The sequence below is a fragment of the Serratia sp. N21D137 genome (genome assembly GCF_047530005.1).
GTDB classification, from domain to species: Bacteria; Pseudomonadota; Gammaproteobacteria; order Enterobacterales; family Enterobacteriaceae; genus Chania; species Chania fonticola_B.
In genome coordinates, this window is the sequence record NZ_JBLJAJ010000017.1 from 56069 (window position 1) to 68230 (window position 12162).

Consider the following 12162-nt stretch of genomic DNA (forward strand, 5'->3'; position numbering starts at 1 on the left):
ACAAATCGGCTCCTGTACCTAACCGCGGCTCTGGACTGGTTCCCTCTCCCTAAGTACGTATTCACGTGGTACTCGGTCTATACTTTGGGAGAGGGTTGGGGTGAGGGGGGAGCCTGGATTTACTGCACCAGCTCCAACCCGGCTACGCGCCGCCAGTAACCGTTGCATTCGGTATGGTCGGTTAACGTCAGCGGCTGCTGACCTTGCTCATTAGCTCGGAAGCTGTCGAGCATCGCCAGTGTTTCTACGCCCTGTGGCGACAGGCGTACAATATCCACCAACCCCTGCATGCTGGTCAGTTCGTTGCCCAGGTTGTAGCAGTAGCCACTCATGGTCTGGATACCGTTGAGCACAAACACCTGTTGGTTCTCTTGAGAATTGACGATGCGCCCCTGCGGATATTTGATGCAGCAGGTTTCGCATTCATCCTTGCCCCGGTTTTCCGAGCGTGCAGTAAAACAGCGCGCCGAATAGGCCAGTGGCAAGTGCCCGTAACTTAACACTTCCACTTCAAACCCCTGGCGGAACCCTAACTCATCACATTGCTGCAATAAATTGACCAGCCAGTCGCGTGAAAGCTCTACCGGCATGCACCAGCGCATCATGCCCTGCTTGTGCAGCAGGCGCAGAGTGTAGGCGTTGTAGCAATTGAGGGCATGCCCGGCGACAAACGGCAAACCGCGATCGGCGGCCATATTCACCGTACCAAGATCGTTGGCTTCGATCAGGAATTCGCCGTTCTCCACATAACGCTTCAGCTCATTCAGCTCTGAGGGTGCCTGTAGCAAAGCCAGGGTAGAGATCACCACCTGCTTACCCGATTTGGCGATCTCCTGCGCCAGCGCCAGCCAGTCACCTACTTTCATTTCACGCCGTTTGGTGCAGACGCTCTCGCCAAGATAGATAATATCGGCGCTGCTGCTTATCGCCTGCTGATAGAAGGATTCTATCTCGCTGTTTGGCCAGTAGTAGAGCACCGGGCCTAATGCATATTTCATGGTTTCTCCTACTGCCATTTGCGGTGGTACGCGCCAAGCGTGGTCTGGGTGCCTTCGGACATTGCGCCGAGCGTTTCCATCCAGGCTGCGTCGGCTGTATAGCCAGCCGGGTTGGCCATACAGCGATCTATGGCCTGGCGCCAGACGCGCGCAACCTGGCTGACATAGGCAGGGCTGCGTTGGCGGCCTTCAATCTTCACCGAGGCAATATTGGCGGCCAGTAGCTCTGGCAGCAGCTCCAGCGTATTCAGGCTGGTGGGCTCTTCCAGCGGGTGATAGAGCACGTTATCCACCAGATAGCGGCCTTTGCACAGCGTTGGGTAACCGGCGTTTTCGCCGTCCTGATAACGGTCGATCAGTACGTCATTCAGGCGCGATTCCATCCCCTGCGGTGTTTGTTGCCAGCGTACAAAGCGGGCAGGTGAGCAGGCGCCCACGGTGTTAGGCGATTCCCCAGTCAGATAAGAGGAGAGGTAACACCGCCCTTCGGCCATGATGCACAGGCTGCCAAAGGCGAACACTTCCAACGGTACTGGGCTGGTGCGTGATAATTGCTTCACTTGGTGCATCGACAGCACACGAGGCAGCACCACGCGGGCCACATCAAAGTGGCGTTGATAAAAACGGATGGCTTCTTCATTGGTCGCAGAGGCTTGCACCGAAACATGGCGCTCCACCTGCGGATAACGTTCCGCTGCGTACTCCAGCATTGCCAAATCAGCCAGGATCAGCGCGTCGGCACCCAACTGGGCGGCCATATCCACGGCTCTCTGCCAGCGTGCGTAGCCATCGGGGTGAGCAAAGGTGTTGATGGCGATATGCAGCTTGCGGCCATGCCGGTGCACATAGTCAGCCGCTTCCTGCAGCTTCTTCTCAGTAAAGTTCAGCCCGGCAAAGTGGCGCGCATTGGTATCGTCTTTCAGGCCGATGTAAACGGCGTCTGCGCCATTATCTACCGCGGCTTTCAAGGCCGGCAGGTTGCCAGCGGGGCAAAGCAGCTCCATAGATCTATCCTGATCCCAGCTATATACCTGGCCAGGTATATGCTGTGATAAACGTTGCCGGGCCATTGATTCGCCTGGCAATGATGTAAAAGGGGAGACAATTTTAGTGAACCCGAGGTTAACAAGCTTTGATTTGAGGCAGCTTCTGGCGTATTGATATTCAAGCAGTAACTTGAAATCTGTAGGGCAAGATGAGCGTTAATTGCACCATTTGTTGATATAGACCGGTTACGCGTAGCCGCAATGTGGCAAAATAACCTCAGACTGAGTAGAAAGGAGTGAATAACAGTGTTGGAAAAACTACGAGCACGCATTGTGCGTCAAGGGCCGTCGCTGTTGCGCGTACCGTTAAAATTCACGCCGTTTGCTCTGCAGCGTCAGGTTTTGCAACAGGTGCTGAGCTGGCAGTTCCGTCAGGCGCTGGCTGAGGGAGATTTAGAATTTCTCGAATCGCGCTGGCTGAAGATTGAAGTGCGCGATCTGGCACTGCAATGGTTTATGACGGTAGAAAACGATAGGCTGGTGGTGAGCCAACAGGCTGAGGCGGACGTCAGCTTCAGCGGCGAAGCCAACGATCTGATCTTGATTGCGGCACGTAAGCAAGATCCCGACACGCTGTTTTTCCAGCGTCGGTTGCAGATTGAAGGAGATACCGAATTGGGCCTGTATGTAAAAAATCTGATGGACGCTATCGATCTGGATGCGATGCCTACGCCGTTACGCGTTGGGCTGCTGCGGTTAGCAGACTTTGTGGAAGCAGGTTTGCAGGAGGGCACGGCGCAAACTTCCCGTGTGCCGCAGCCATGCTGATCCGCGTTGAAATCCCGGTGGATGCCGCAGGTATTGATGCGCTGCTGCGTAACGCCTTTGGCCGTGATGACGAAGCCGAGCTGGTACAACAACTGCGTGAAGACGGGTTGTTGACGCTGGGCATCGTTGCCACCGACGAAGAGGGTGGCGTGGTCGGTTATGCCGCATTCAGTCCGGTTGACGTTGCGGGCGAGGATCGCCAATGGGTTGGCCTTGCGCCGTTGGCGGTAGAGGAAAGCCTGCGTCGCCAAGGGCTGGCCGAAAAGCTGGTTTACGAAGGGTTGGATGCGCTGAATGAGTTCGGCTATGCCGCCGTGGTGGTGCTGGGCGAACCGGCTTACTACGGGCGTTTCGGCTTTAAAACGGCTGCCCAGTTCGATCTGCATTGCCGCTGGCCAGGAGCGGAAGCCGCATTCCAGGTTTATCCGTTGGCGGAAGATGCACTGAGCGGTGTGAATGGGCTGGTGGAGTATTCGGCACCCTTTAGTCGCTTTTAACTACCGGTAGTAGGTATTCCAATGAGAGGGGCGGATTCACTATCAGCTCCTCTTTTTGTTTTTTGCTCAACTGTTTCACCCGATATTCCAGCCGCAAAGCCATCGAGCGATCCCTAACCTGGCAGTGAAAAACCAGTTTCAGCTCCCCTTTGCCGCGCAGGGCTTTAGCCCCTTTACCGGCCTGATGCTGCGCCGCTCGCCGGGCGACGTCTGTCGTGATACCGGTGTACAGCATCCCGCTTGGCATTCGCAGCATATAGAGATGCCAGGTTGTTTCAGTCATAACGGCCTGCGTAATGGTTCAAAGAGTTACTTATGCCAAAAAGGCCCAACGGCTACAGAATCCCTAACCAGCAGCTCAGAAGTAAAAACGTTGTCCTTCGACAGATAGCCGCCGTCGAGCATGGCGATCAGCCGGTCGATCACTTCGCTCATCATATCGCTCACCGGGTCTTTAACGCTGGATAACGCCGGGGAGAGATAGGGAGCCGTAGGGATATTATCGAAGCCGATAACCGAGACGTCATTGGGCACGGCAATGCCCGCCTCGTTCAATTTCTTGATGGCGCCAACGGCCATATCATCGTTGCTGGCGAGTACCGCGCTAAAGGTGATCTTATCCTTGAGCAAGGACTCCATCGCCGCCGCACCGCTGGCTGGCGTCCACTTTCCTTTGATGATGAGCTTATCATCCAGTTCAATATCGTGTTGATTTAAGGCTTCTTTATGGCCGGATAGTCGCTCAATCGCCGTTGGCGAATCCAGTGAACCGGTAATAAAGGCGATATTCCTGTGGCCCTGTTCAATCAGGTATTTTGTTGCCTTAAAACTGGCCCCTTTGTGGTCGCAGCAGATGCAGTGGCTTTGGTGTTTTCTCAGCCTGCGGTTAACCACCATGATAGGTTGCTTGTGTTGCTCGATGATGTCATCCATCGCTTCGATGGTTAAGAAACGTGGGTAGATGATGATGGCGTCGCAGCGTAAATCGAGCAGGAATCGGATCGCCTCTTGCTCTTCTGCGGCACTGTGTTTACCGTCCACCAGGATCAACTGGCGGCCGTTGTCTTCCAACTTTTGCGCCGCCTGGGAAAGTATCTCGCTGAAATAACTGCCGTTATAGAGGGTGTTGGTGACCACCAGGCCAATGCACTGGGATTTATTGGTGGCCAGATTTCTCGCCAGCAGATTGGGACGATAACCCGCCTCTTCGATGGCTTTAAATACCTGATCTTTGGTGGCTTCGCTGACGTACCCTTTGCCGGAAAGAACGCGTGAAACAGTGGCTTTTGAGACGCCTGCCTTTTTTGCCACTTCCTGCATGGTAGACATAGGGTTTTCCCGGCTTATAACAATTATCCCCATTCTACACATTCCGCCGCATTAGAGCAGAGCCTTTGCAGCTTCTCGAACCCATTCATGTCGATCACAATCACAAAATAGACAATAAAAAAATTTATAGGTTGATCTGAAATCTCAATATCAACACTCTTGTGTGAAACCGGTTACCTATCTATGAGAGTGGTCCTCATGTCTAAGAATTATGCGGCAGTATCAAGATCGATAGTGGATGCAGTTGGGGGAGCGAGTAACGTCGCGGCGGTGACTCATTGCATGACGCGTTTACGCTTTGTGCTCAACGACGACACCCTTGTTGATGCCGCCAGGCTGAAGGCAATTGGCGGCGTACTGGGCGTGGTAAGAAGCGAAAATCAGTGCCAGGTGATCATTGGCAACACCGTTTCACAGGCCTATGCCGAGGTGTTGAAACTGTTGCCCGAAGGGTCGGTAGTCCAGCCACCGGCGCCGGAAAAGAACAAGATCACTCTCAAACGTATCGGTGCGGGGATCCTGGACGCGCTGATTGGCACCATGTCACCGCTGATCCCGGCCATTATCGGCGGCTCGATGGTGAAACTGCTCGCCATGATCCTCGATATGACCGGCGTGTTCGGCAAAGGCTCCTCGACGCTGATTATCCTCAACGTCATTGGCGACGGGGCGTTCTTCTTCCTGCCGGTGATGGTTGCCGCTTCCGCAGCGGTGAAATTCAAAACCAATATGTCGCTGGCGATCGCCATCGCCGGGGTACTGGTTCATCCCGCATTTATCGATCTGATGGCGAAAGCCGCGCAGGGCCAACAGGTTGAGTTTATGGGTATACCGGTCACGGCGGTAAAATACACCTACACGGTGATCCCGGCGTTGTTCATGACCTGGTTGCTCTCCTACATTGAAAGATGGGTCGATCGCATCACGCCAGCCGTGACGAAAAACTTCCTCAAACCGATGCTGATCGTGCTGATCTCTGCGCCAATCGCCATCTTGTTGATTGGCCCGCTGGGCATCTGGATTGGTAGCGGCATTTCCGCGCTGGTGTACACCATTCACAGCTATCTGGGGTGGTTATCCGTAGCGATTATGGGCGGGTTATGGCCGCTGCTGGTGATGACCGGGATGCACCGCGTATTTACGCCAACCATCATTCAAACCATCGCGGAAACCGGCAAAGAAGGCATGGTGATGCCCTCTGAAATTGGTGCCAACCTCTCGCTGGGCGGTTCATCGTTGGCGGTAGCCTGGCGGACCAAAAACCCGGAGCTGCGTCAGACGGCGCTGGCTGCGGCGGCATCGGCGATTGTGGCCGGGATTTCCGAACCCGCGCTCTACGGGGTGGCAATACGCTTGAAGCGCCCGCTTATCGCCGCGCTGATCAGTGGTTTTGTCTGCGGCGGCGTGGCCGGAATTGCCGGGTTGGCGAGCCACTCGATGGCCTCTCCGGGTCTATTTACCAGCGTGCAGTTCTTTGATCCGGCCAACCCAATGACCATTGTCTGGGTGTTTGGCGTGATGATTTTGGCGGTGGTGCTTTCCTTTATCCTCACGCTGTTGCTGGGCTTTGAAGATATCCCGGTGACTGAAGAGGCGGAAAGCGAAAAAGCCAAATCGGCGCCCGCGTTATCCGTATAACCTGTTGTAAAAATGCATATTTGAGAAGAGGTATCTTATGCCAGCATCTGTTTTCCCCGCAGACTTTTTATGGGGTGGTGCACTAGCGGCTAACCAGGCCGAAGGCGCTTATCTTGAGGGCGGCAAAGGGCTGACCACGGTGGATATGATCCCTCATGGCAAAGATCGGCTGGCGGTAAAGCTGGGTCAGGAAAAACGCTTTGAGCTGCGTGAAGACGAGTTCTACCCTAGCCATGTCGGCATAGATTTTTATCATCGCTATAAAGATGACATTGCCCTGATGGCAGAGATGGGATTCAGCGTATTCCGTACTTCGATCGCCTGGAGCCGCATTTTCCCTAACGGGGATGAAAGGGTGCCGAACGCGGAAGGGATCGCTTTCTACCGTGACGTGTTTACCGAATGCAAAAAGCACGGCATCGAACCGCTGGTCACGCTATGCCACTTTGATGTGCCGATGCATCTGGTGCGGGAATACGGTTCTTGGCGCAATCGGAAAATGGTGGAGTTCTTCACCCACTATGCTCGTACCTGTTTTGAGGCCTTTGACGGGCTGGTGAAATACTGGCTGACGTTTAATGAAATCAATATCCTGCTGCATAGCCCGTTCTCCGGCGCGGGGCTGGTGTTCGAGCCAGGCGATAATCAGGAGCAGGTGAAATATCAGGCTGCGCATCATGAACTGTTGGCCAGCGCGTTAGCGACCAAAATCGCCCATGAGGTTAACCCGCACAATCAGGTTGGCTGCATGCTGGCTGGGGGCAATTTCTACCCGTGGTCCTGTAAACCCGAAGACGTTTGGGCTGCGTTAGAGAAAGACCGCGAGAATCTGTTCTTCATCGACGTTCAGGCTCGAGGCGCTTACCCGTCATACACCAAGCGCCTGTTTAAGGAAAAGGGTATCACTATAACAATGGAGCCAGGCGACAGTGAGATCCTGAAAAACAGCGTCGACTTTGTCTCCTTTAGCTATTACGCCTCCCGCTGCGCCTCGGCTGATATGAACGAGCATAACAGCAGCGCGGCCAATATCGTCAAATCGCTGAAAAACCCGCATATCCAAGCCAGTGAGTGGGGCTGGGGTATCGATCCGTTGGGCCTGCGCATCACCATGAACATGATGTATGACCGTTACCAGAAGCCGCTGTTCCTGGTGGAGAACGGGCTGGGAGCGAAGGACGAAATCAACCCGCAGGGCGAGATCGACGACGAATACCGCATCAGCTATTTGCGTGAGCATATCAAAGCCATGGCGGACGCTATCGAGGATGGTATTCCGGTGATGGGTTACACCTCCTGGGGCTGCATCGATTTGGTTTCTGCTTCTACCGGGGAAATGAGTAAGCGCTATGGTTTTGTCTATGTGGACCGCGATGATCAGGGCAATGGCACCTTGGCCAGAACCAGAAAGAAATCCTTTTACTGGTATAAGAAGGTGATTGCCAGCAATGGGGCGGATTTGAGTTAGCAAAATGGGCACCGAAGTGCCCATTTAGACATCAACTTTATGGGCGCTGCATGCAGCGCCCTTTGTAATCAAAACTCATACCTTCTTCTCAGTCATCTCAAAGCGAGGTGAAACCAACCCATACAACGTCCAGCCGAAGAAGGTAGCAATAGCGCCCCACATCATCGCCTCTTCACCGGAACTATAAAGCGCATAGAAGCTATACAGCGCCCCAATCACGGCAATCACGTTGGCAATACGTGCCTTGTTCTCCGGTACTTTGGCTACTTTCTGGATAATAATCAGCGCGGCCATCGACAGGATATACGGAATAATATTGGTCACTACGGCCAGGTTAACCAGCACGTTAAACTGCTTATTCAGCGACGGGCTGATGGTCATCAGCGACATCACGCTCTGAATAATCACGATGGTCAGCATGCCTTTCACTGGCGCATCAGATTTACTGACTTTAGAGAAAATTTTCGGGAAGAAGCCGCTGTCGGCAGAGGATTTGAATACCTGCGCGATAGTGAACTGCCAGCCCAGCAGCGAACCCACGCAGGACATGATCATCAATGCCATGATGATTTTACCGACCGTTGGGTTGAACATATGTGAGAACGCCAGGCCAAACGGAGCGGTGGAGTTAGCCAGTTCCATATTCGGCACGATACCGGCGATCACGTTGGTGGAAACAATGTAGATCACTGCGGCACCCAAGGTGCCCCCGAGTACGGCGATAGGCACGTTACGTTCCGGGTTTTCTACCACGTCGGTATTGGCGCAGGCAGATTCAAGACCCAGGAAGGCCCACAGAGTCATCGAGATAGAAGACCCGATGGCTTCAAAGGTAGGCACTGCATGCGGGTTCCAGGCGGCTAGATAAGCGGTACCGCTGAACCAATACCAACCGATAATCGAGATGCCGACCACCGGGATAATCACCCCCCAGACGGTGATCCCGCTGATCTGCCCGGTGATGCGTGCTCCACCGAAGTTGGCAACCGTAGCCAGCCACAGCACGGCGATAGTGGCTATACAGATGCCCAATGGTGTCAGGGCAACGCCGAACAGTTCGGTGCCATAACCCACGGCAGAAATGGCGATGGCAATATTGGCGATCAGTAGCGAAACGCCGTACGTGTAGTTGGCCATAAAGTTGCCGGATTTACCGAAGGCATACTCGGCATAGCCGCCCATCCCGCCGGATTTACGGCTGAACATGCCGCATTTGGCAAACGCATAGGCCAGGGCCATCGAGCCTACGGCGGTCACCAGCCAGGAAACGATAGAAATCGTCCCCACTTCGGCCAGCTTGGTTGGTAGCATAATTATGCCGGATCCCATCATATTGACCGCTGTCAGGATCGTTAATTGCACAACCCCCATCTTATTATTGGATTTGCTCATGATCATTCTCGCTCTTATATTTCTCGAATTTTTTCCAGCCATATCCATTCCGCTTGAAATTCGAGGAATATCTCTGTATGTCTGGCGGCAAGAATATGCCGCCTCCCTGGAGTTAATTATGCTTTCATGACATAACCGTAAGCCCGGTTCCAGCCATCTTCATCCTGCTGGATATAAACGCCTTGTAATTCTGGAGCAAATCCGGGTAATAAATTAATCCCTTCTTCCAACGCCAGGAAATAGCGTTGAGCAGATCCCCCCCAGATTTCACCTGGGACTACGCACAGCACGCCCGGTGGGTAAGGCAACGCACCTTCTGCGGCAATGCGGCCTTCGGCTTTAGCGAGAGAAACCAGTTCCACCTTGCCACGTACGAATTCGGTATTGGCGGTTTGTGGATCCATGGCGACGCGTGGGAAATGGCTTTTACGGAACATTTCCTTCTGCAATTCTTTCACGTTGTAGCTGACGTACAGATCGTGCATCTCTTGGCACAGCTGGCGCAGGGTGTAGTTCTGGTAACGTTTTTCGTTGTTCTTGTACACGGTTGGCAGGACTTCACTCAGCAAGGAGTCTTGTTCGACGTGTCTTTCGAAGCGGGCAATCAGCGCCACCAGATGCTGCATTTTGGCGATATCTTCCGCCGGGGTGAGCAGGAACAGGATAGAGTTCAGGTCACATTTCTCCGGCACAATACCGTTTTCACGCAGGTAGTTAGCCAGAATGGTCGCCGGGATACCAAAGCTGCTGTATTCGCCGCTGGCGGTATCGATGCCCGGCGTGGTCAACAGCAGCTTGCAGGGATCCACAAAGTATTGTGATTCCTCATAACCCTCGAAGGCATGCCATTTTTCGCCAGGGACAAAGTTGAAGAAGCGCAGATCGTTGGCCATGGCTTCGGTGCTGTAGGACTGCCAAGGTTTACCGTCGATTTGCTCTGGGACAAAAGGTTTGATCATGGTGCAGGTGTCCAACAGCATTTTGCGTGACTCAATGCCGATGCGCACACACTCTTTCCACAGGCGTTGGCCGCTCTTGCCTTCATGCATTTTAGCGTTCACATCCAGTGCGGCAAACAGCGGGTAGAACGGGCTGGTGGACGCGTGCAGCATAAAGGCGTTATTGAAACGCTTATGGTTGCAGTAACGATCTTGCCCTTTGATGTGCCTGTCTTTTTTATGGATCTGCGAGGTCTGTGAGAAACCGGCCTGCTGTTTATGTACCGACTGGGTAACGATGATCCCCGGATCGTTTTCGTTCAGTTCCAGCAGCAGCGGCGAGCAGTCTTTCATCATTGGGATGAACTGCTCATAGCCGACCCAGGCAGAGTCAAACAGGATGTAATCACACAGGTGGCCAATCTTGTCGACCACCTGGCGAGCGTTATAGATCGTGCCGTCGTAAGTCCCCAGTTGGATAATCGCCAGGCGGAATGGCCGCGCGTCGTTGGCGCGTTCCGGTGCGGTCTCGCGGATTTGCTGGCGCAGATAGCCTTCTTCAAAGCAGTGAGCATCGATGCCGCCGATAAAGCCGAACGGGTTACGTGCCGTTTCCAGATATACCGGCGTTGCCCCGGCCTGGATCAGCGCGCCATGGTGGTTGGACTTATGGTTGTTACGGTCGAACAGGACCAGATCGCCACGGCTCAGCAGGGCGTTGGTTACCACTTTATTGGAAGCCGAAGTCCCGTTCAGCACGAAATAGGTTTTATCGGCGTTGAACACCTTGGCGGCGTGTTTTTGTGCATCGCAAGGTGCGCCTTCGTGGATCAGCAGATCGCCCAGCTTAACGTCGGCGTTGCACATATCGGAGCGGAACAGCGTTTCACCATAGAAATCAAAGAACTGGCGGCCTGCGGGGTGCTTGCGGAAGAACTCACCGCCCTGATGTCCTGGGCAGGCGAAGGTGGCGTTACCCATCTCTACATATTGGGTCAGGGTATTAAAGAACGGTGGTAGCAGCTCGCTTTCATATTTTACCGCTGCGGCTTCCAGTTGCTTGCCGTAGAACTGAGTGTTCTTGCCACAGAGTTCAAATACGCCGTTCAGCGCCGGTAATACGGCGTTATCCAGTTCTTCTTCACAGCAGACGGCGACAAAGATCGGAATGTGTAAACTGGTTTCTTCCAACTGTGCCACCAGGCCTTGCTGTACGTCTTCCACGGAAAGCACGATGGCGGCTACGTCATTAAAGTCGCTGTGGTGCACATCGCTAATTTCACGTGTGGTTTCAAAGCAAGAGAGAGTTTTTGGGTTCGCTGCAATTTTTAGTTTGTTCATTTTTGTCATTCTTCAGGCGAAAATATCCCGCCGGCAAATAAGGTCTTTGCCAGAAAGTATTTTCGTTAAAATAAAGGTATGCGTGAGCGTAATCATGTTCATAAAACATAATTAGGTTACGAGTTTATTTTGACGAAATTTTTTGGGTTCTTAAACGAGGTTGCAATGATGCCGGATCCACTCTGTTTTTAAGCAAAACAAAGCGATACCATCGCCATCAGGCGCAGGGAATGATCGTTGGCATAGGTCTGGCTGCAAGACGTAATAAGAACGCAGAGGAGGGAGTTTATCTGAAGTTAAAAAAGGCAAAGCTAAAGCAGCTGCGGTGAGCCATCATCATAATATGTGTAGTTCGTCGGATGTGAGCCATCTTTCTGTTGTTGTTTTCCATTTTCCATTTACCTATGGGTTTCGGACTTGGCGCTATTTTATCCCCTAAATACGGAAATAAAGTGATGCAGATCACGTTAATCATGCGATTTATACTTAACTATTCATTTTCTATGCACCGGAGTGAATAGCTATGAAATCTACCGTGAGGGTATATGTGAAGTAATTGCTACAAATGGAACCAACGGACTGGATAAATTTGGTTTAGGCTAACCAAGCTCCTGTAAATCACCCTCAATAAAAGCGGGTAATAGCAGAAATAAAGCTAGGATGTTTTTTATTTGTTATTACTGTAGTCAGGCTTATCTTGCATAAAGATGCATGAATTGCTAATTAATATGCTAGTTTTATGTTGAG

The 12162-nt window shown here is 52.8% G+C and carries 11 protein-coding genes; 4 read left to right on the forward strand and 7 right to left on the reverse strand.

The genetic code is table 11. From position 1 onward, the window contains the following. Window positions 1-119: 119 nt before the first annotated feature. Window positions 120-998, reverse strand: a complete 879-nt coding sequence (locus ACMV5H_RS14740) for a U32 family peptidase (protein ID WP_223664983.1) — start codon at window positions 996-998, stop codon at window positions 120-122. Window positions 999-1006: 8 nt separating this feature from the next. Further along, window positions 1007-2002 (reverse strand): ubiquinone anaerobic biosynthesis protein UbiU, encoded by a 996-nt coding sequence (gene ubiU, locus ACMV5H_RS14745; RefSeq protein WP_021807507.1) that lies wholly within the window; start codon window positions 2000-2002, stop codon window positions 1007-1009. Window positions 2003-2290: 288 nt separating this feature from the next. On the opposite strand from ubiU, the gene ubiT reads away from it, so the two are divergent. After that, a complete protein-coding gene (gene ubiT, locus ACMV5H_RS14750; protein ID WP_024483381.1) occupies window positions 2291-2812 on the forward strand; it encodes a ubiquinone anaerobic biosynthesis accessory factor UbiT in 522 nt (173 codons plus the stop codon). Then, window positions 2806-3309 carry a GNAT family N-acetyltransferase gene (locus tag ACMV5H_RS14755; RefSeq protein ID WP_021807506.1) on the forward strand — a complete coding sequence of 168 codons (504 nt, stop codon included), beginning with the start codon at window positions 2806-2808 and terminating at the stop codon, window positions 3307-3309. Before ubiT ends, ACMV5H_RS14755 begins: the two co-directional genes overlap by 7 nt. Here ACMV5H_RS14755 and ACMV5H_RS14760 read toward each other — a convergent pair. Continuing rightward, window positions 3296-3592, reverse strand: a complete 297-nt coding sequence (locus tag ACMV5H_RS14760) for a GIY-YIG nuclease family protein (RefSeq protein WP_094981879.1) — start codon at window positions 3590-3592, stop codon at window positions 3296-3298. The genes ACMV5H_RS14755 and ACMV5H_RS14760 overlap by 14 nt on opposite strands. A gap of 26 nt (window positions 3593-3618) precedes the next feature. Continuing rightward, complete coding sequence (locus tag ACMV5H_RS14765; RefSeq protein ID WP_414822030.1) at window positions 3619-4638, reverse strand: LacI family DNA-binding transcriptional regulator; 1020 nt, start codon at window positions 4636-4638, stop codon at window positions 3619-3621. A gap of 198 nt (window positions 4639-4836) precedes the next feature. On the opposite strand from ACMV5H_RS14765, the gene ascF reads away from it, so the two are divergent. Beyond that, a complete protein-coding gene (ascF, locus tag ACMV5H_RS14770) occupies window positions 4837-6276 on the forward strand; it encodes a PTS cellobiose/arbutin/salicin transporter subunit IIBC (RefSeq protein WP_037376527.1) in 1440 nt (479 codons plus the stop codon). A 37-nt stretch (window positions 6277-6313) separates the two neighbouring features. Next, a complete protein-coding gene (locus ACMV5H_RS14775; protein ID WP_059199552.1) occupies window positions 6314-7744 on the forward strand; it encodes a 6-phospho-beta-glucosidase in 1431 nt (476 codons plus the stop codon). Window positions 7745-7819: 75 nt separating this feature from the next. Here the strand turns inward: ACMV5H_RS14775 and potE are convergent, their stop codons facing one another. From potE to speFL, 3 genes are all read right to left on the reverse strand, one after another. Continuing rightward, window positions 7820-9136 (reverse strand): putrescine-ornithine antiporter, encoded by a 1317-nt coding sequence (potE, locus tag ACMV5H_RS14780; RefSeq protein ID WP_021807501.1) that lies wholly within the window; start codon window positions 9134-9136, stop codon window positions 7820-7822. Between the two features lie 116 nt (window positions 9137-9252). Further along, entirely contained in the window at window positions 9253-11415 is a 2163-nt protein-coding gene (gene speF / locus ACMV5H_RS14785; RefSeq protein ID WP_414822031.1) for an ornithine decarboxylase SpeF, read from the reverse strand. A gap of 286 nt (window positions 11416-11701) precedes the next feature. Continuing rightward, window positions 11702-11806: a leader peptide SpeFL gene (gene speFL / locus ACMV5H_RS14790; protein WP_112363015.1), complete on the reverse strand. Its 105-nt coding sequence runs from the start codon at window positions 11804-11806 to the stop codon at window positions 11702-11704. Between the last annotated feature and the right edge of the window lie 356 nt (window positions 11807-12162).

Bases quoted from the DNA above. Each gene is read 5' to 3' on its own strand.
- ACMV5H_RS14740 (WP_223664983.1), bottom strand. From the start codon at position 998: ATGAAATATGCATTAGGCCCGGTGCTCTACTACTGGCCAAACAGCGAG.
- ubiU (WP_021807507.1), bottom strand. From the start codon at position 2,002: ATGGAGCTGCTTTGCCCCGCTGGCAACCTGCCGGCCTTGAAAGCCGCG.
- ACMV5H_RS14755 (WP_021807506.1), top strand. From the start codon at position 2,806: ATGCTGATCCGCGTTGAAATCCCGGTGGATGCCGCAGGTATTGATGCG.
- ACMV5H_RS14760 (WP_094981879.1), bottom strand. From the start codon at position 3,592: ATGACTGAAACAACCTGGCATCTCTATATGCTGCGAATGCCAAGCGGG.
- ACMV5H_RS14765 (WP_414822030.1), bottom strand. From the start codon at position 4,638: ATGTCTACCATGCAGGAAGTGGCAAAAAAGGCAGGCGTCTCAAAAGCC.
- ascF (WP_037376527.1), top strand. From the start codon at position 4,837: ATGTCTAAGAATTATGCGGCAGTATCAAGATCGATAGTGGATGCAGTT.
- ACMV5H_RS14775 (WP_059199552.1), top strand. From the start codon at position 6,314: ATGCCAGCATCTGTTTTCCCCGCAGACTTTTTATGGGGTGGTGCACTA.
- potE (WP_021807501.1), bottom strand. From the start codon at position 9,136: ATGAGCAAATCCAATAATAAGATGGGGGTTGTGCAATTAACGATCCTG.
- speF (WP_414822031.1), bottom strand. From the start codon at position 11,415: ATGAACAAACTAAAAATTGCAGCGAACCCAAAAACTCTCTCTTGCTTT.
- speFL (WP_112363015.1), bottom strand. From the start codon at position 11,806: ATGGAAAACAACAACAGAAAGATGGCTCACATCCGACGAACTACACAT.